This is a genomic window from Bacillus shivajii (assembly GCF_020519665.1).
GTDB lineage: Bacteria > Bacillota > Bacilli > Bacillales > Salisediminibacteriaceae > Bacillus_CA > Bacillus_CA shivajii.
Map to the genome: position 1 here is coordinate 3,304,485 of NZ_CP084703.1, position 19,601 is coordinate 3,324,085.

The 19,601-nt window shown below is 38.4% G+C and carries 20 protein-coding genes and 3 riboswitches; of the genes, 6 read left to right on the forward strand and 14 right to left on the reverse strand.

Annotated elements, in window-relative coordinates:
- Positions 1-38: 38 nt before the first annotated feature.
- The 4 genes from LGQ02_RS16035 to ftsW form a co-directional block, all read right to left on the reverse strand.
- Positions 39-755 carry a pseudouridine synthase gene (locus tag LGQ02_RS16035; protein ID WP_226515348.1) on the reverse strand — a complete coding sequence of 239 codons (717 nt, stop codon included), beginning with the start codon at positions 753-755 and terminating at the stop codon, positions 39-41.
- Entirely contained in the window at positions 742-1,431 is a 690-nt protein-coding gene (locus LGQ02_RS16040; protein WP_226515349.1) for a hypothetical protein, read from the reverse strand. Before LGQ02_RS16040 ends, LGQ02_RS16035 begins: the two co-directional genes overlap by 14 nt.
- Positions 1,432-1,674: 243 nt before the next feature.
- A complete protein-coding gene (gene rodA / locus LGQ02_RS16045; RefSeq protein ID WP_226515350.1) occupies positions 1,675-2,850 on the reverse strand; it encodes a rod shape-determining protein RodA in 1,176 nt (391 codons plus the stop codon).
- Between the two features lie 28 nt (positions 2,851-2,878).
- The gene (gene ftsW, locus LGQ02_RS16050) at positions 2,879-4,084 is read right to left on the reverse strand and encodes a putative lipid II flippase FtsW (RefSeq protein ID WP_226515351.1); all 1,206 of its coding nucleotides are present in this window, start codon (positions 4,082-4,084) and stop codon (positions 2,879-2,881) included.
- 505 nt (positions 4,085-4,589) lie between these two features.
- On the opposite strand from ftsW, the gene LGQ02_RS16055 reads away from it, so the two are divergent.
- Positions 4,590-4,901 (forward strand): winged helix-turn-helix transcriptional regulator, encoded by a 312-nt coding sequence (locus tag LGQ02_RS16055; RefSeq protein WP_226515352.1) that lies wholly within the window; start codon positions 4,590-4,592, stop codon positions 4,899-4,901.
- Between the two features lie 49 nt (positions 4,902-4,950).
- Here the strand turns inward: LGQ02_RS16055 and LGQ02_RS16060 are convergent, their stop codons facing one another.
- The 5 genes from LGQ02_RS16060 to LGQ02_RS16080 are packed head-to-tail and all read right to left on the reverse strand — an operon-like array spanning position 4,951 to position 8,718.
- Positions 4,951-5,970: a thiazole biosynthesis adenylyltransferase ThiF gene (locus LGQ02_RS16060; RefSeq protein ID WP_226515353.1), complete on the reverse strand. Its 1,020-nt coding sequence runs from the start codon at positions 5,968-5,970 to the stop codon at positions 4,951-4,953.
- Between the two features lie 21 nt (positions 5,971-5,991).
- Complete coding sequence (gene thiS / locus LGQ02_RS16065; RefSeq protein WP_226515354.1) at positions 5,992-6,195, reverse strand: sulfur carrier protein ThiS; 204 nt, start codon at positions 6,193-6,195, stop codon at positions 5,992-5,994.
- A 14-nt stretch (positions 6,196-6,209) separates the two neighbouring features.
- A complete protein-coding gene (gene tenI / locus LGQ02_RS16070) occupies positions 6,210-6,797 on the reverse strand; it encodes a thiazole tautomerase TenI (protein ID WP_226515355.1) in 588 nt (195 codons plus the stop codon).
- A gap of 31 nt (positions 6,798-6,828) precedes the next feature.
- Positions 6,829-7,932 carry a 2-iminoacetate synthase ThiH gene (thiH, locus tag LGQ02_RS16075; protein ID WP_226515356.1) on the reverse strand — a complete coding sequence of 368 codons (1,104 nt, stop codon included), beginning with the start codon at positions 7,930-7,932 and terminating at the stop codon, positions 6,829-6,831.
- A gap of 15 nt (positions 7,933-7,947) precedes the next feature.
- Positions 7,948-8,718 (reverse strand): thiazole synthase, encoded by a 771-nt coding sequence (locus LGQ02_RS16080; protein WP_226515357.1) that lies wholly within the window; start codon positions 8,716-8,718, stop codon positions 7,948-7,950.
- Positions 8,719-8,808: 90 nt separating this feature from the next.
- A riboswitch (TPP riboswitch) is annotated at positions 8,809-8,913 on the reverse strand.
- Positions 8,914-9,359: 446 nt separating this feature from the next.
- A riboswitch (TPP riboswitch) is annotated at positions 9,360-9,461 on the forward strand.
- A gap of 124 nt (positions 9,462-9,585) precedes the next feature.
- Here LGQ02_RS16080 and thiD point away from each other — a divergent pair.
- Entirely contained in the window at positions 9,586-10,425 is an 840-nt protein-coding gene (thiD, locus tag LGQ02_RS16085) for a bifunctional hydroxymethylpyrimidine kinase/phosphomethylpyrimidine kinase (protein WP_226515358.1), read from the forward strand.
- Entirely contained in the window at positions 10,401-11,054 is a 654-nt protein-coding gene (gene thiE, locus LGQ02_RS16090; RefSeq protein WP_226515359.1) for a thiamine phosphate synthase, read from the forward strand. The genes thiD and thiE overlap by 25 nt, the downstream gene beginning before the upstream one ends.
- 499 nt (positions 11,055-11,553) lie before the next feature.
- On the opposite strand, the gene LGQ02_RS16095 is transcribed toward thiE, so the two are convergent.
- On the reverse strand, positions 11,554-13,173 hold the full coding sequence (locus LGQ02_RS16095) for a putative polysaccharide biosynthesis protein (protein WP_226515360.1): 1,620 nt from the start codon (positions 13,171-13,173) through the stop codon (positions 11,554-11,556).
- Positions 13,174-13,388: 215 nt separating this feature from the next.
- A riboswitch (TPP riboswitch) is annotated at positions 13,389-13,490 on the forward strand.
- Positions 13,491-13,647: 157 nt separating this feature from the next.
- On the opposite strand from LGQ02_RS16095, the gene tenA reads away from it, so the two are divergent.
- Positions 13,648-14,322: a thiaminase II gene (tenA, locus tag LGQ02_RS16100; protein ID WP_226515361.1), complete on the forward strand. Its 675-nt coding sequence runs from the start codon at positions 13,648-13,650 to the stop codon at positions 14,320-14,322.
- A gap of 47 nt (positions 14,323-14,369) precedes the next feature.
- On the opposite strand, the gene LGQ02_RS16105 is transcribed toward tenA, so the two are convergent.
- Together LGQ02_RS16105 and proC are read right to left on the reverse strand one after the other, a co-directional pair.
- On the reverse strand, positions 14,370-14,771 hold the full coding sequence (locus LGQ02_RS16105; RefSeq protein WP_226518345.1) for a secondary thiamine-phosphate synthase enzyme YjbQ: 402 nt from the start codon (positions 14,769-14,771) through the stop codon (positions 14,370-14,372).
- A gap of 49 nt (positions 14,772-14,820) precedes the next feature.
- Positions 14,821-15,630 (reverse strand): pyrroline-5-carboxylate reductase, encoded by an 810-nt coding sequence (proC, locus tag LGQ02_RS16110; RefSeq protein ID WP_226515362.1) that lies wholly within the window; start codon positions 15,628-15,630, stop codon positions 14,821-14,823.
- Positions 15,631-16,152: 522 nt separating this feature from the next.
- Here proC and LGQ02_RS16115 point away from each other — a divergent pair.
- Both LGQ02_RS16115 and thiO read left to right on the forward strand, forming a co-directional pair.
- Positions 16,153-16,935: a thiazole synthase gene (locus LGQ02_RS16115; RefSeq protein ID WP_226515363.1), complete on the forward strand. Its 783-nt coding sequence runs from the start codon at positions 16,153-16,155 to the stop codon at positions 16,933-16,935.
- A 108-nt stretch (positions 16,936-17,043) separates the two neighbouring features.
- On the forward strand, positions 17,044-18,153 hold the full coding sequence (thiO, locus tag LGQ02_RS16120) for a glycine oxidase ThiO (RefSeq protein WP_226515364.1): 1,110 nt from the start codon (positions 17,044-17,046) through the stop codon (positions 18,151-18,153).
- A 19-nt stretch (positions 18,154-18,172) separates the two neighbouring features.
- On the opposite strand, the gene LGQ02_RS16125 is transcribed toward thiO, so the two are convergent.
- Together LGQ02_RS16125 and LGQ02_RS16130 are read right to left on the reverse strand one after the other, a co-directional pair.
- A complete protein-coding gene (locus LGQ02_RS16125) occupies positions 18,173-19,087 on the reverse strand; it encodes a hypothetical protein (RefSeq protein WP_226515365.1) in 915 nt (304 codons plus the stop codon).
- Entirely contained in the window at positions 19,071-19,586 is a 516-nt protein-coding gene (locus LGQ02_RS16130; RefSeq protein ID WP_226515366.1) for an RNA polymerase sigma factor, read from the reverse strand. The genes LGQ02_RS16125 and LGQ02_RS16130 overlap by 17 nt, the downstream gene beginning before the upstream one ends.
- Positions 19,587-19,601 lie beyond the last annotated feature (15 nt).

Sequence of the window (19,601 nt, forward strand, 5' to 3'; positions counted from 1 at the left end):
AACCATTTACCTCCATTGGAGGTCTTCTTTTTTGTCAATTACTCATTCGCACTTTTCAACCATTCAATTTCCTCATCCGTTAACTCACGATAAGTTCCTAGATCTAAATTAGGATCTAACGATAAAGGCCCCATCGACTCTCGCTTTAAAGCAACGACTTTTCTGCCACGCGCTTCAAACATTCGTTTCACTTGATGAAATTTCCCTTCTGTAATCGTTAAATTTACAACTGTCCCACTTTCACCATTGATATATTCTAGTTTCGCTGGCTTTGTCTCATAACCATCATCTAGGACAACCCCTGCTTCAAGAGCTTCTTTATCTCCCTCTTCAAGCGGAGCGTCAATATGTACACGATATGTTTTATCAACTTTCTTCTTGGGTGAGGTTAGCTGATGCGCTAATTTCCCGTCGTTCGTTAAAAGAAGTAAACCCGTAGTGTCTTTATCTAATCTCCCAACTGGAAAAGGTTCAAATATCACATCTTCTGGTTCTAAAATATCTATTACGGTTTCTTCTGATATATCTTCTGTTGCAGAGATAACGCCTTGTGGCTTATTCATCATTAAATATATAAATGATTTATATTCTACTTTTTCTCCGAATACTTCAATAACATCATTTTCTGGATCGATATGTGTTTTTCCATCTGTCACTTTCTCACCATTAACTAATAAACCACCTTTTTTAAGTAGCTTCTTCACTTCTTTTCTTGAGCCATAGCCCATATTCGCAAGTAATTTATCCGTTCTCATGACCTTCCCTCTTTCTATTCATTTCTTCGACGACTTGTTTTCCAAATCCACCTAACTGATCTTCAAGATATGATCGAATCACACCAGGGACAATTTGTAGCCCAGCATGATCAATAAGTTTCTGTGAAATCCCTTGATTCACCAGTTCATATCGCATCTCCTCCATTAATTCAATTGCCTTTCTAGTTGCCGTTTGATTTATGAAAAAAACTTGTTCTTCTTCCGCGAAAACAACCTCAATCCGTTTGCCAAACCATTTTTGTAATGTTACTTCGTAATCTGAACAATGATATGGTATAGCCGCTAACCCTTTTTTGTCCTTCTTTAATTGCCTCGCTTCAGTTATAAACTTTACTGGAATCATCTTTTGTTTTTCCGATAAAAGATGTTCATAATCTCCCAGCCTTCCTTTTGTTGCACAAAAATAAAAAATCGTCTCTTCATGAAAAAAACGATCGTATTTTTCTAAAAAAGGACGAACTTGATCATTAGGAAGTAACAACCATACTTCTCGTTCTTTATGAAAAGAGTTTGGACTTCTCCATTGAATGTGAGAGTGCTCCTTGATACCCTCCAACACTTTTTCTTTTGTGCGTGAAAAAATGGTTATTTTTCGATCATCAAGTAACTCAACTAATGACTTCGTTAGTTTTCCATAGCCGATAAAAAGAGCCAATCGTACCTCCCCTTTCCTATTTAGATTTTGGCTGTGTTAAATTTAAAGAATTGAAAGAAGACTACACTTGTTCCTAGAAGTGAAAGCGAGCACAAAACTGTCAAACATAAGCACTTATTTTTAGGGTAGCTAAATTATAAGTAAAGAAAACTCGCCAAAAGGGCGAGCCTTAAACTGTAGTCAAGATATTTTCCACTCCATTATTATTATGAAAAAAGAGAGCTGCAAAAGCAACTCTCAAGTTTAGTCTTCCTCACCAAACATATAATGTTTCGTTCGTATATTTACATTAAGGACGATCCCTATCGCAATCATATTCGTCATCAAGGCACTTCCCCCGTAACTAATAAACGGAAGTGCTAAACCTGTAATTGGCATTAGGCCGATTGTCATCCCGATGTTTTGGAAAACTTGAAAGACGATTAAGCCAATCGTTCCTGCAACAAGATAAGAACCGAACGTATTATTACACGTAAAGGCAATAATGATCATTCGGTATAGCAAAAGAAAATAAACGACGATCAAAATCGTTGCCCCAACAAAACCAAATTCTTCACCAATCACTGTAAAAATGAAGTCTGTATGAAGTTCTGGAATCATTCCACTTTGTGTTTTTGCCCCTTGAATAAATCCACTACCATATAATTGTCCGGCACCAATACCTTGAAGTGCGTGGTAAAGTTGGTAGCCTTCATCACTAATATTTGCTGCAGGATCAAGCCAAGCATAAATTCTTCGCAATTGATGATCTTTAATAATCATATTAAAAAGATGAAAGAAGTTATTATGCAACCAGATGAGAAAAGCAATCGATGAAACAACCATACCGACTAACAAACCAATCATCCTATAGGTTACCCCCGATAAAACAATCATGCTGAACATAATTGCACCAATAACAAGAGACGTTCCTAAGTCAGGTTGAACTAAAATGAAGGCAAACGGGGGCATTCCAACCGCAAGTACCTTCCCGACGACGATACAATCCGCTTTAAATGACTTTTCCCTTGGTGTTTTTGAAATCTTGTACAACAAGTGTGCAAGGGCAATCAAAACAAAGATTTTCACAAACTCAGATGGCTGAAAGCTAAATATTCCTCCGACATTAAGCCAACGTTGCGCTCCTAACCTGCTTTCCCCAATGAAGTGAACCAAAACAAGTAAGACCATACCGACAGCGTACAATGGTACTGAGAAATTCTTAAATAATTCATAATCGATACTCATTGCTGCAAGCATAAGAATAATACCGATTCCAAACCAAATAATTTGTCGCCTTACGAAAAATGATTGATCGACATTATAAATAGCTTCATTCGTCCCACTATATATGGCAACTAAACTAATGCACATTAAAACAAACAGAAAAAATAATAAAGAAAAATCTAGTTGTTGAAAAGAACTTTTCCGTTCTTGCATCTATTCCACCTACTATATGTTTTACAAATTATCGAACTGGGCGAAGATGTTGTTTCTTTCCATATGTAACTTTAGGAGTTTCTTCCTCTTCTACATATTCTTCATCTTCGCGATTTTCATGACGGTCCTTTTCTGTTTTTCTTGAAATGTTCGCTAAGATCCCCATTGATGCTAATGTAACCATAAGAGAAGAACCACCATAGCTTATGAAAGGAAATGGAATTCCTGTAATTGGTAAAACACCACTGACCGCTCCTGCATTAAATAACACTTGTATAGAGAGCTGAAAGACGATTCCAAACGCTAGAAGGCTACCAAAAGCGTCCTTGCATCTGGCCCCAATTACAACCCCTCTTATAATAATAATCAACATACATGCAAAAACAAAGGCAATACCTAATATTCCTAATTCTTCACTGACAATTGCAAGGATAAAATCAGTATGTGCTTCTGGTAAATAAAATAATTTCTGCACACTTTGACCAAAACCAGCCCCTGTTAAGCCACCGTGAGCGATCGCAATGTAAGATTGAACGAGTTGGTATCCAACTCCTGCTTCTAATTCAAATGGGGTACGGTAGCCAATTAAACGATTCATCCGATATTCTGCTGATTGTGCATAATGATAAACGGCCCAGCCTGCTACAGTACCTAATGAAATGATATGTAGCTTCCTCGCACCAGAACAAAAAGCAATAAGGCCTGCTACAATAACAATGGACGTCGCTGTTCCTAAATCTGGTTGTAACATAATAAGGCCGAAAAAAATAACAACAACAATTAACGGTGGTAATACACCGCTTAAGAACTTATTAATGTACGCTTGCTTTCTTGAGTATACGTACGATAAGTAAATAATCGAACCTAATTTCACAAATTCGGATGGCTGAATTTGAAATCCTGCAATGGATACCCACCTTGTTGCTTCGTTAACACTGACACCAACACCAGGAACTTGTACGAGGGCTAGGAGAATGATCGACCCTAGTACGATCCATGGTGCGAGCTTTCTAAAATGCCTGTATGGAAAAAACATAAAAAACATAAATAGAAATGCAGATACGATAACCCATTGGAGCTGACGGTCAAAAAAATGAGTAATGTTATCAAATCTTTCATAACCAATAACAAAACTAGAGCTATATATCATAACGAGTCCGAATAATGTAAGTAATGCTACACTAACAATTAAAACCCAATCTATGTAGAGGTTTTTCTTTTTTGGCTCTTGCAATTTATTCACCCGCCTATTTTTTTAGGTGATTAATCTTTGATTATCGTCGACATGCGTAAATCCCAATGTCATGATTGATTGGCATAAAACGCTCTTGGCGACAAGTTTATGAACATACACCATTAATTCTATCATTATAGCAGATGCCTCCCCACTCTAAAAGAGACTTCGTAATTGTTATTATGGATAAATTCTACTTATTGAATAAAGACAAAGTGCCTAGCAACTCATATTAAATATAATGAAACAGAGTCATTATATTTTAATGAAGTGAAATCTATTAGACACTTTTATACCTCTCCCTTTGTAAATGTAAAGGCTAGCATCCATACACATTTTTCTCACACTGGATGCTTAAACGACAAAAATCCACTATGATGCCCCGATAAATAACCCCACTCTTCATACATAATGTCCACACCCATTAATTACAAGAATAGTGGCGTATGATATAATAGACATAGACTTACTATTATTCCCACTGCATAAAAAGGAGTGGTTGCCAATGGATCAAATTCACTTATGCCCAAAATTTGAAGCAGCTTTTCAAATGTTAGGAAAACGCTGGAATGGATTAATTTTACGAGTACTCCAACAAGGGCCGAAGCGGTTTAAAGATATATCTTCTGTCATCCCCAACATGAGTGATAAAATGCTCGTTGATCGACTGAAAAACCTGGAAGAAGCAGACCTTGTCGAACGTATCGTTTACCCAGAAACACCCGTTCGAATTGAGTATAAATTAACAGAAAAAGGTCATGCACTTGAACCTACCATGAATGAACTCCAGAAATGGGCAGAAACATGGATGAAATAAAGAACAGGCCAACCTGTGGATGAGGTTGACCTGTTTTTTATTTGGTTTACTATCCTAAAATCCGATGATACAAAGTTTTCGCTTCAGCAATGTCACTTGTCCCATGCACGAGCACTCGTCCATCTTTAAAGAAAACGATGCGATGATCACCATATCGGTACGAAAGTAAATATGGGTTTTGTTCAACTGTACCTTCTTGCTGACTTAAAATGTCAGCTAATTCTTCTAAGTCTCTCTCCATTCGCTTCGGTGGACGAATTTGTACAGTATTCCTGCCACATAGAACAGCCGTCTTTGTTTGTGCTTCATAAGATAAAAACGGATAAGAACGGTCAGTACCACACGATGAACAATCGTCTTTACGCACTCGATCCACTTTGATTGAAGTATGTTCATTTTTCCATAAATCAAAGCAGACAAGTTTTTTCCTGAGCGATTCTTTATCTTCAACAAGGAGTTTGAGTACTTCTGCTGTCTGATAAGCAACTACCATTTGCACAGCTGGACTTATGACACCAACCGTATCACACGTTGCTCCCCCTAGTGGAACCGTCTCTAATAAACAATGTAGGCATGGCGTTTCCCCTGGAATAATTGTATAACTTAGACCATAGCTACCTACACACGCACCATAAATCCATGGAATGTCATATTTTTGAGCAATGTCATTCATGAGTAGGCGCGTATCGAAATTATCTGTTGCATCTAGCATAATATCAACGCCGTCTATTAACTGTTCTAATTCTTCCTTCGTCACATCGAGTACATGTGCTTCAATATCGACTTCAGAATTAATAGCAGACAAACGTTGTTTTGCAGCTACGGCTTTCGGAATTCGTTCTTTTGCATCTAACTCAGCATATAGCTGTTGACGCTGTAAGTTACTAAATTCTACATAGTCACGATCAACTATTGTAACCTTACCTATTCCTGCTCGTACAAGATTTTCCGCATTCCCTGTACCTAATGCACCTGCTCCAATAATTAAAACGTGTTTGTGATGAATCTTCCCTTGACCTTGTTCTCCAATCGGAGAAAACAATTGCTGTCTTGAATAACGGTTATTCATGATTGTTACTTCCCTTCTCGATCATCCGCCGCCAACAAATTGAACAAGCTCAATTTGGTCGCCTTCTTTGATCTCAGTTCCATCATGATCATCTTTATTCATAATACTTTCATTCAATTCGACGATAACGACTTTTTTATCTAATTCATAGTAATTTAATAAATCTGATACGGTTTTAACATCCGCAGGTAATTCACTTTTCTTTCCATTCACTTGAATCACCATTAACTTTCCCTCCTTCAATCTACAACATATGCTTGTATTGCTGTTAACGGGCATTGAGCCTCTAATACTCCAGACATGACAGCAATCCCTTTAGCACCTGCCTCTCTTACTACGTTAACACGATCAGGGTTAATTCCTCCAATCGCGATAACAGGAATATCGACCGATTCGACGATATCACGTAACTGTTCAACGCCTCTTGGCTCTAATCCTGGCTTTGAATTTGATGGAAATACGTGTCCATACAATATATAATCTGCCCCATTTTTCTCCGCTTCACATGCCTCCGTAACTGAGTGAACAGACTTACCAATTCGTAAGTGAGGAAACGTACTTTTTACCGCTTGAATAGGTAAACTATGATAAGCAAGTTGCGTTCCAGCTGTCTTCATCGCGGCAGCGACATCGACGCGGTCATTGATTACCAACTTTGAAGCTGGAATCCCAGCACTCTTTAATAACTCTACACCTTCGACAACTTCAGAAGCTGTACGCTTTTTTTCACGAAGGTGAAAATAATCGACGTAAGGTTCAATTGTTTTTGCAGTTTGTACAAATTTATCTAAAGGTTGTTTTCCATTCGAGATAACATGAATCTCCACCTCATCACCTCACAAACCATCATACAACGAGTTATAACATCTGCCAATCTTTCACGACAGGTTGATATTCTTTTTCTTTCAAAAGAGATTTTATTTCCTCAACAGAACGTTCATCACAAATTTCAAATTGGCTTTGTGTCGCATCTGGTTCAGCATATCCCCCGACAACAGTCGAAGAATCAGTTGACATTTTTGTAACACCAAGTGGAATTAACTTGTCACGAAAGTCTGGTGTTTCTCTAGTAGAAATATTAATACCTGTCCTCGGTAAAAACAAGCGAAGTGCCAAGATCGCTTGAACAAGGTTTTTATCTGTAACATTTACTTTCGGCTGGAAACTCCCAGCGTGTGGACGCATTCTTGGAAACGACACACCGACTTCTGTTTCTAGAAAATTATTTTGTAAATAACTCGCGTGCCTTCCTGTCATATAGCATTCTTTTCGCCAATCATCCATCCCCAGTAGTGCCCCAATATTTACTGAGCGCATCCCGGCTTTCGCTCCTCGTTCTGGTGTATCAAGACGATACTTATAATCTCGCTTCGGACCAGCAACATGAATATCTCGATAAATTTCTTCGTTATAAACTTCTTGATAAACCGTTAGTCCATCGACACCGCATTCAACAAGCTCTTTATATTCTTGTTCATCTAGCGGTTGAATTTCAAGACCAACAGATGAGAAATACTTCTTCAAAACAGTCATACTATCTTTTAAATAATCAACTGATGAATGAAGGCGAGATTCTCCCGAGAGTAAAATAATATGTTTAATCCCTCTGTCAGCAATAATCTTTGCTTCTCGGTCGACTTCTTCCATCGTCAACCTACGTCTTGGAAAATCATGATTGACACTAAAACTACAATATTTACAGATGTTCACACAGTAATCAGATAAATAGAGTGGTAAATATAGCTGCATTGTTTTTCCGAAATGCTGTACTGTTAATCGATGAGCTTTTTGCGCCATTTCCTCTAAATAACCTTCTGCAGCTGGAGAAAGTAAAATGAAATAATCTCGTTCATTTAAACGGTCTTTTTGTAATACTCGCTCAACATCCCATCCTGTGATCGACTCAAACATTTTACCATACGGGAGGTCGCGAATTTCTAACAGTTCATTGTAAAAACTCATGTTTTTCGCCTCCCATTATGTGTTTAAAAAGCCTGTTAAAGGTGAAGATGCTTTCGCTTTTGATGATATTGGGCCTAACCCCGCTAAATAACCTTTCCTACCAGCTTTTACAGCTAAATCAAATGCTTCTGCCATTTCTACAGGGTCTTCAGCTGTTGCAATTGCTGTGTTTACAAGAACTGCATCAGCTCCCATCTCCATCGCTTCAGCTGCTTCAGACGGTTTACCAATACCAGCATCAACGATAACTGGTACGTCAATTTCATCAATAATTATTTGAACCATTTCTTTCATACGTATCCCTTTATTTGAACCTATCGGTGCACCAAGTGGCATAGTCGCTGCCGCCCCTGCATCAACCATTTTCTTTGCAGACATTAAATCTGGATTCATGTAAGGGAATACAACGAAACCTTCATTTGCTAAGATTTCAGTAGCTTTCGTCGTTTCTTCATTGTCTGGAAGTAAATATTTATTGTCTGAAATCACTTCAATTTTAATCCAATTCCCCATCCCACAAGCTTTTGCAAGTCTAGCAATTCTAATCGCTTCTTCTGCGGTTCTCGCGCCAGATGTGTTCGGCATTAAGATACAATCTTTTGGAATATCATTTAGGATATCCTCTTCTTTCGCTTCTATATCAACACGGCGTAATGCAACCGTTACAACTTTAGACTGTGACTTGCGGATCGCTTCCCCCATTTTCTCATGATCCGCAAATTTGCCAGTCCCGACAAATAATCGATTCGAAAGTGTTTTTCCCCCAATTGTTAATACATCATTCATTTGTACCCCTCCGTCTAGTAGATTCTTGATTTGTCCCCAATAAAAAAATGCTCACCTGAAGGAGGTAAGCATTGAGTGATAACTTTGATAACGTTAACGCAATTGCTTCCCTCCGTTGGCCTTAACCAATTCAGGTTCAAAGAGTTGGATCATAGACCCTCTCAGCCAATCAAATTGGCACCCCTAGCTTTTTGGCTCTTTTCGTATAACTTGTTGCTTCACAAAACCGTTACAGGCGGACGCTTTCACCTCAAGGCACTAGTGCGACATCCGTTCTAGCTTCGCTTTACTCGCTATCACGGTGTCTTCTTTGCCGCGGGCACGGCTTTAGCTAAGTTTGGAAAGAAAATGCACTTTCTTTCCAAACTGGATCTTCAGCTCGTGCTATTCCCGCCGGAGTCGCCGCCTTTCACTGTTTCGAGTTTATACTTATCACTTCATAAGCAACACTTTTTACCTGCGACTAGTAATCGCAGGAGCAAACATTTAGAAAACAGCTTTATTTTTATCTTACACGTTTAATCATAACAAATATTATAGTGTTATGTAATATCGATCTGCAAAAACTTATCAGTCCCCCACTTCAAACATGATCGACATGTTAAAATGATTTATGGTAGCATAAATATAACAAAATAAATAGTTTCCACTAGGGGCGCCGCGAGGCTGAGACAAGATCCTTACTTGGTCCCTTTGAACCTGATCTAGGTGATACTAGCGTAGGGAAGTGGAACGGATACAACTGAGAATACGAAGGTTTCAGTATGATTATTCTAAATAGCTTCTACCTTCTAAAATCGTCGCACCGTTCCCCTTTTCGAGCGGTGCTTTCTTTTTGGAAATTTTCAATGAAGGGTGAGAGATAATATGATAGCAAAAGCATTAACAATTGCTGGCTCCGACAGTGGAGGTGGAGCTGGGATCCAAGCCGATTTAAAAACATTTCAAGAACTAGACGTTTTCGGTATGTCGGCAATCACTGCGATCACTGCTCAAAATACATTAGGTGTTCAAGGCGTTTACCCTGTTGAGTTAAAAGGGCTTGATGAGCAAATCACCTCCATCGCCGAAGACATCGGTGTTGATGCGGTCAAAACGGGTATGTTATTTGATCAAGAACGTATTCGACTTGTCGCTGAAAAAATTCGTTATTACAAATGGAACAATGTCGTCGTTGACCCTGTGATGGTCGCAAAAGGTGGCGCTTCTTTGTTAACAAATGACTCAACAAACGCACTTATTGAAGACCTCCTTCCACTTGCAACAGTGACAACACCGAACATTCCAGAAGCAGAAGCGATCACTGGAAGAACGATTGAATCAATGGAGGATCGAAAAAAAGTTGCACAAGATTTTATTAACATGGGTGTAAAAACAGTTGTCATAAAAGGTGGGCATAGTGATGAAGACGATTCGGTCGTTGATTTATTATTTGATGGAAACTCTTTTCACTTTTTCAAAACACCGCGAATTGATACGAAAAACACACACGGTACAGGCTGTACATTTGCGTCAGCTGTCACTGCTGAATTAGCAAAAGGAACTCCGTTACAGCCAGCGATTGAAAAAGCGAAGGAATTTATTCACCTTGCAATCATCCATTCTTTAAAAATTGGTGGTGGGCACGGACCAACTAATCACTCTGCATACAGAAATCACCCTGAACATGAGGAGGTGATCTCGTGGCAAGAATCGATTCAAGCGTAATGCGAGATCTATTAAAGGTGTACTTCATCTCTGGAAGTACAAATGTCTCAACTGATCTCTCTCACGTTTTAAAACAAGCCATTGACGGTGGTGTAACGATTTTTCAATACCGTGAAAAAGGTGAGGAAGCTCTAACTGGTGAAGAAAAAGAACGTTTAGGTAAAGAACTGAAAGACATTTGCCAAACAAGAAATATCCCTTTTATCGTAAATGATGACATTGATCTTGCGTTAAAACTTGATGCAGATGGAGTTCATATCGGACAAGATGACGGAAATGTCCCTGAGGTTAGAAAGAAAATTGGTGACCGCATTCTCGGAGTATCTGCTCATAACATTGATGAAGCAAACAATGCATTACGTGATGGAGCAGATTACCTTGGTGTAGGTCCAGTTTATGCCACTTCGACGAAACAAGATACTGAGAAAGTGTGCGGTCCACATTTTATTGCAGAACTTAGAGAGAAAGGGATTGATGCACCAATTGTTGCTATTGGTGGTATTAACCAAGCTAACGCTGCAAAAGTAGTTCGCGGAAAAGCTGATGGACTTTCAGTCATTACTGCAATTTCAAAAGCAGAAGACCCTACCGTTGCAACAGCAGAGCTAGCTAGCGTTTGGACGCGTTAGTTTAAGATGAAATAGAATGACTCATAAGTGACAGACACTTATGAGTCATCTTATTTTTTAACGTTTTAACTTTAACAATATTTTCACGAAACTTTATTGGATTGATAATTTAGAATAAAGATTAGCATAAACAAACCAAAGAGGTATATAAGAAACGTTTGTGCATTCAAAACAATCATCAATACAAATAAAAGGCCGACACCTATAAACGCTAGGTCATATATTCTCCTCTTTAGGCTCCGTTCACCCTTAGTCCAATCTATGGCCGTTAGTACGGAAATGAATAAATATAGTATTAGAATACCGATAAACCCTAAAAGTGTAAGGTCATCCACCCTTATTCCCCCTACCGATTAATGAATTGAAACTATTCCTGCTATATTTCCCCTATATAATTTTTACGAACTATACAGAAAAAAAGTTCCTTTATCAGTTATTTCATATGATGAAAAAATCGCACGGATTTTCTAAATGAAAAGTCCATGCGATTTTTCTTTTATTATTGTTTTTGTAAAACTTTAAAACGATGGCCTAAAATTTGGCCTGCCAACCCTGAACGAATACTAATGTACATGTAAACGATCATTCCACTTATAACAGAGAAGCCGAGTACGACAAACGCATTCACGCGGCTATCTAATGGGAACCATTGTTGCAAGCCTAAACTAATAATAACAACAGCACCAGCCATAACGGCAGTAAACAGAACGATTAATAAGATTCGCTTTATTAAATATTGATAATCATAGTCAGCAAACTTTCCAATCGCCCAAACATTTACCGCAATCGCAATACCGTAGCCTATCGCCGTACTTAGTACAGCCCCTCCTGGTCCGATCGTGACAATAAACAAGTGATTCGTTACAAGCTTAAACAAAATTCCAGCAAGTAAAGCGATAACTGCATATTTTTGTCGGTTTATCCCTTGAAGAAGTGCTGATGTTACGGCAAATATTGAAAACAAAATCGCAACCGGTGCATAATACGTGAGCATCTCTGAACCGATATGGAAGTCCTCCCCGACGCCAAAGAGTGCACCATAGGCAGAATCACTTAATAACATTAAACCAACTGCAGCCGGAACGCTTAAAAACAAAATGATTTGATACGTTTGCGTAATTTGCCTTTGCAATAAATCTGTATCGTTATTTGTAAATGACTTCGTAATTGTCGGCAGAATTGTTAAAGACATCGCTGTTGCAATTGATACAGGAATTAAAATGAGCTTGTGAGTTGCTTGAGCGAATACCCCAAAGTACATTTCTGCAATTCTTTGTGGCATTCCAGTTTGATCTAATGCATTGTTAAACGTTAATAAATCAACATTTTGATATAACGGAATGGATAGACCAACAAAAGAAATTGGCAACGCATACTTCAATAGTTCTTTATACATTTTTGGTAGCGGAATGTTATGGTCTACCGTACTTTCTTCTACTTGTTTGTTTAGTTCTGCATTGCGTTTTTTCCAATAGACAATTAATACTGCCAGTCCACCAAGTGCTCCAACAAACGCCCCAAATGTTGCAAAACCGACAGCTGTTCCAAGTCCACCGCCCCAAACATCAATGATTAAAAAGGTTAAGATCAAGATGAAAATAATCCGAATAATTTGTTCAATCACTTGCGATACGGCAGTTGGTCCCATCGAACCAAAACCTTGGAAATAACCACGAATAAGCGACATAATTGGTACAACAAATAAGGCGACACTTACCATCCGTATTGTAAACACGACATCGCCAATCGTATTCCCTTCTAGTTGTTCAGGGTCCACAACGCGATGCGCAATCGGATTGGCTAGGAAAAATAAAAGTAAAAATGCGATAAGACCGGTAATGGACATAACGACAAGTCCTGAGCGGAACAATCGCTGACCTGTTCGATAGTCACCTAGTGCATTATATTTTGACACAAATTTTGATACCGCTAATGGAATCCCTAGTGTAGCTAAACTTAATATTAACGTGTAAGGTGCATAACCATATTGATATAGTGCTAGACCTTCAGCACCGACGATCGCTTTAAATGGGAACACATAGATTAATCCCAGCATTTTCGATATAAAGATACTTGCCGTTAAGATCATCGTTCCTCTAATTAGTTGTTGATCAGACATACGTAATGGTCCTTTCTCTATAAAAAACTGTTCAAAAAGACTTACTCTCTTTGAACGAATGCTTTCATCACACTGTTTGCATTTTATCATAGTTCTTTTAAAAATGGCATGATCAGCCTATAAGCAAATAAAATTGTCGAAATAAGGGTTTCAATATTTATTGACAATTCTCACTTTTTCAACTATCGTAAAACTTGAAATAATTAATTTCATAAGAAGTCCACTAGGGGCGCTTTTGAGCTGAGATAAGGATTTTCCTTGGTCCCTTTGAACCTGATTTGGTTAGTACCAACGTAGGGAAGTGGAGTCGACGCATCGTCACGTGTATCGTGACGTTATTGATTACTGGTCGTACCATTTGTAATCATTTTCGTGCTGTGAGTCGCTCCATTTCGGAGGGGCTTTTTTTATTGGGCCTCGTCAGCCTTTTATCCCTCTATGATGGACTTCAAACATTTAAAGGAGGAATGGAGTATGTCATTTTCACAGCATTTACGTAAGGAAGCAGATTACATTTTTGAGGCAACGTACAATCACCCATTTGTAAGAGGAGTTGCAGAAGGAAAACTCGGAAAAGAACAATTGATTCATTACGTAAAACAAGATTTCGAGTATTTAAACGCGATGATTCAAGCTCGTGCGTTGGGGATTGCCAAATCTTCAAATCGTGAAGATATGGAAATGTTCAACACGAGTATCGGGTTCATTTTGAACAGTGAAATTCACCCGCATAATAATTTCTGCCAAGTCGCTGGCGTAGATTATGAAGATTTACAAGGTTACAAGTTAGCACCTACAGCTCAACATTATTCAAAATTCATGTTAAATGTTGCTCACGAAGGAACGATTGGTGAACTTATTGCAGTTACCTTACCTTGCCCTTGGATTTATTTACACATCGGTGAGCGAATCATGGAAGAGTATAAGCCAGATGAAAATCACCCCTTTTATGAGTGGATTTCTTTTTATGGTGTACAAACAGAACCTCGCATGCAAAAATATCTAGACAAACTTGATCAATTAGCAGAACATGCGTCCAACGAAGAAAAAGAACGTATGAAAGATCATTTTATGACAAGTTGTCAGTTAGAGTATATGTTCTTTGATATGGCTTACAAAATCGAAGAATGGCCTTTACAAGAAAAATAAGTTATTAGTAAGGGTGTCGCCAATTTAATGCGACACCCCACTTATCTTTATCCTTCTATTACTTTTAAGTAAAAGTTTCTTGATCTCGGTCCGTCAAATTCACAAAAATAAATGCCTTGCCACGTTCCAAGAATTAATTTTCCCTCTTCAATGATCACCATCTGTGAGGGGCCTACTGTACTTGCTTTTAAGTGAGACGCAGAATTTCCTTCCGCATGACGGTATTTTTCATGTGTCCAAGGATATACTTCATCTAACCGCATGAGCATATCGTGCTTTACGTCTGGATCAGCATTTTCATTTATTGTAATGCCTGCAGTAGTGTGTGCACAGTAAATATAAACAACACCACTTTCTACACCAGTAGAGTCGACATAGTCTCTCACTGCTTTTGTCACATCAATCATTTCATCACGGTGATTTGTATTCAATGAAACCTTTTTAACCATTGACATGTCGTTCACACCTTTCACTTTATAATATGATAGGCATTTCACTTTATTTTTCGCCTTGGCTTCTCGCGTGTTCATTCGTAGCACGAACGGCTTCTTTTACTAGATCGTGAAACCCTTTTTTTTCTAGTACTTTTAACCCTTCTGCTGTAGACCCGCCAGGTGACGCAACTTGCTCACAAAGATCTTTTGGTTCATGTCCTGCTTCGATCATCGCGACGGATCCATTTAACATTGTTTTCACAAGTTGTCTTGCTTGATCACGTGTTACGCCATTTTCTACTGCTGCATCTTCTAGCGCTTCGACAAACGCATATACAAAAGCTGGGGCACTTCCAGTAATCGCTGTTAAATCATGAACTTGTTGTTCAGTAAGTTCTCCAGCCTCACCTATTGAAGATAAAATAAGTGAGATCACTTCACGGTGTTCTCTTTGAACATGCTTTCCACAAACATACGTAGACATGGATTTTCCAACTTGCGCAGCTGTATTAGGCATAATCCAACAAACTGGCGCTCCTTTTGGAAGTCTTTTTTCCATATAGCTTGGGTCAATACCAGCGGCAACTGTAACAACTAACTGGTTTGACATACGTTCATTTAGTTTATGTAATAAGTCTTCATGTGTATGTGGAGGTGAAGCTAGTAAGATGACATCATGATTTTTTACTTCATCTTCCCATTTTTGAGAGATTGAAACATTATATTTGTCTTTTATGTAAGTTAATTTACTTTTATCTGACTTATTCGTCATCGTAATTTTTTCTAGTGATGGGTGGTCAGTGGTAACAAGGCCTGAAAGAATCGCTTCAGCCATTCTACCAGCACCAACCATAAGTATCCTTGTTTTCTTCATCGTCATTCAGCTCCTTTAACTACTGATTACATTAACATGAATTTACATTTGAGTCATATGATGAACGCGAAGTTCTTTTAATGAAAAGGTGTTGTTCAAGTTCAGTGTTGATAAAAAGTGTTATTGTACAGTTGTTATCTTTTTAAGAGCGAAGGTGGCGACTCCGGCGGGAAAAGCACGAGGTGAAGATCCACTTTGGGAAGAAAATTTATTTTCTTCCCAAAGTTAGCTGAAGCCGTGCCCGCGGAAAGCGTCCACCGAAAGCGGAACACATGGCATTCGCTTCTCCGAAATCACCTCGAACTGCGACGAGTAAAACAAAGTGACGTAGGAGCACAAAATCAAAAACAATCAGAAGAAAAGGCAACCAACTTTAACAAAGCCAATAAAAAGACAAAACAGTTCTACTTTTCAATTCGTTTTAATAACAAAATCAATCTATGATAGAATACCATTGAACATGATATTTAATAAAGGTTGACCGATTCGTTAACTTGTAATAAATGTGGAGGAATGATCAACATGAATCATAACGATAAACTAATCATTGGCGGTAAAGAATTAAATTCCCGCTTTTTCATTGGAACTGGTAGATACCCAAATCCTTTTGTACAAAATGAAGCAATTAAAGCTTCAGGATCAGAAGTTTTAACGTTTGCTATTCGTAGAGTTAACCTTGAAGAACCAGATGAAGATGCGATTTTACAACATCTGGATGGACAACCATTCACCTATTTACCGAACACATCAGGAGCAAATACAGCAGAAGAAGCGATTCGAATTGCAAGACTAGCAAGAGCATCTGGGTTAAGTGACTGGATAAAAATTGAAGTAAGTGTTAATGAAAAAACGTTGTTACCCGATCCTGTGGAGACGTTAAAAGCTACGGAAGTATTAGCAAACGAAGGTTTCACCGTTCTTCCTTATACGTCTGATGATCCTGTTCTTTGTAAACGTCTAGAAGAAGCAGGCGCTGCCGCTGTCATGCCCGGAGCTGCTCCGATTGGGACAGGGTTAGGAATCTTAAATCCTTACAACTTATCTTTAATTGTTGAAGAAGCAAATGTTCCTATCATTGTTGATGCTGGGATTGGCTCAGCACAAGACGTTGTGCAGGCAATGGAGTTAGGTGTAGACGGCATTTTAATGAACACACCTGTTGCAAAAGCAAAAGACCCAGTAAAAATGGCAAAAGCAATGAAAATGGCGATTGAAGCTGGACGCATGTCTTATCTAGCTGGTCGCATCCCGAAAAAACGTTATGCAACAGCAAGTAGTGAATATAAAGATCAAATTTTAAAATAAAAGTTACACTAAAAAAAGATTGATAATGAACCATTCGCTTTTGTCTACTTCCAAACATAAAATAATTAACAATAAAAAGTTGAACAGATAGAAAGAAGTGACCTAAAAATGGGAGAACGAGTCATTGTTTTAGGTGGAGGGATTATTGGCTTATCCGTTGCCTACGAGAGTCAAAAGCGCGGGTATGACGTAACTGTTCTTGAAAAAGTCGCTTGTGGAGGACAAGCATCCGGTGCTGCAGCTGGTATGCTTGCTCCTTACTCTGAGATCGAAGAAGATCCAGACGACTTTTTCAGACTCTGCTTAAAAAGCTTGAAGCTATTCCCTTCATGGCAAGAAGCCGTTAGAAAAGAATCAAACATTGATTTTGAATATACGAACTCAGGAAGCTTACATTGTGTTTATCATGAAGCAGACTTACTATCGCTTCAGTCGAGACAACAATGGCAAGGGGATTTTGGAGCTGAAGCCTACATTTTACAAGGTGATGAACTTTTTACGCGTGAACCAGAACTTTCAAAAGATATTATTGCTGCAATGTATTATCCTGAAGAAAGTCACGTTTATGCTCCTGATTATGTAAAAGCGTTAGAACAAGCTTGCCGTAATATTGGCGTTAAAATCTACGATCATTTAGAACAAGTCGACGTAAAAAGCTGGCAAGACGAAGTTTCTCTAAGAGCAAAAGGTGGACAAATTTTTCATGGTGATAGGCTCGTCGTTTGTTCTGGAGCTTGGGCTTTGGAATTAGAGGAAACGTTTGAAGTGCCCATTCCAGTTCAGCCAATTCGTGGGCAAATTTGTGCGTATGAAGTACCACAAGGAAAAGTAAATCATATTATTTTTTCTAGCCAAGGTTATCTTGTTCCAAAAGGAAATGGTACGCTTGTGAATGGCGCGAGCGAAGATATTTCAGGTTTTGATACGTCTGTAACTGAAAAAGGTATTGCTAGACTAACGAAATGGAATAAGAAAATCCTTCCTTTCTTAGAAAACGAAAATCCTTTTCATAAATGGGCAGGATTGCGACCTGCAACGCTCGATGGTTTTCCATTAATCGGCAAACTATCTCATGCTCCTCATATAATATTCGCAACGGGGCACTACAGAAACGGAATTTTACTAAGTCCAGTGACAGGTGAAGTTGTTGCTGACTTATTAGATAACAAAAACAGCGACGTGTCGATCGAAGCTTTTTCACCTGAGAGGTTTTATTGATAAGAAAAGCACCCTAAACTTATTGGGTGCTTTTCTCATATAATTCTTGCATCAAATCTTTCATTTCCGAACCATATCGGAAGATGTCATGACGATTAGGATTAGTCGAAATGAGTACATCACTTTCTCTAATATCAACTTCATAAGAAACGTATCCTTCACGATCTTCAAACCTTAGTCCCAAACTGAAACGATTTCGAGACATTCTTTCTTCTACCCGTTCTGGCAATTCATTTTCAAATTGTTCTTGCAGGCGTAGAAGCCTCTCTCGATCTGTGATCGCAATCGGTTCGATCTCCTCACTTTCTACCCATCTACTTTCATCATCAGATGTGGGTCTTCTTAATTCTCCCTCACGAATGGTTACATTCGGCCAAAAAGTATTCCAAGAAAGTAATCGGTCTCCTATATTAGCCGGTAACTGATAAGTTTTAGACTCCCCTGCGATCGATGCATATGTTACACCTTCGTGAAATTCGAATAAAACTAGATCTTTATCACCATCTTCATACGCAATAAGGACCTGAAGTTCACTATTAAGAACATGATCAGTTATTATTTTCTCTCCCACTACCAATTCCATAAATTCATCAACTTGTTTTTCATTGTGTATTTGTAAAGTTCCATCTGTATAACGATCCAATAAGTAATGCCGTTCATTCGTACCTCTTTCCATAGCTATATGATCAATGTGAGAGTTCGCTTCTATAAAAGTTGCTTTATAAGGGCCCTGACCATTTTGAACAAGCTCCGTAACTACAAGAAATGACAGGATACTAAGTACAGCGAATGTTAATATCGGTTGCCAATTAAATTTACTTGAATGCTTTTTTTGCTTATGAATTCGTGACTGTATATGTAAAAATGTCGCTTTTTTTGCTCCTTCTGAACGATTTAGGTGACGTAACTTTGGCCAATTAGGATTTTCTTTCATCTTGAAAAACCTCCTCTTCACCGTACTGTTCCTGCAGTTTTTTCAAAGCTCGATGAAGTGTCATTTTCACCTTCGATTCTGACCAGTTCAATATATTTGCTGTTTCATGAATTGAAAGTTCATGAATCTTTCTTAACATAATCACTTCACGGTACGAACGTTTCAACCTTGAGATTTTTTCGTATAATTCTTGCACTTGCTCATCATTAACAACGGAAGATTCTACGTTACTCTGACTCTGAAAATGCAACCCGACTTCAAGGGAGAAGTACAAAAGTGGTTTTTTCTTGCGCAAGTAATCGATCGTTACGTTTCTAGCAATACGAATCAACCATGTTGTTGGTTTTGCCTCATGTCGAAACTGATGAAAACCTTCATAAGCTTTTACGAAAGTCTCTTGAGTCAAGTCTTCTGCTAGTTTTTCATCTTTGACGAGCAAACGAATATATGAATAAATTTCATCACTATGTAAGAAATAAGCTCTTTCGAATTCCTCCATCTCTGTGCCCCCTTC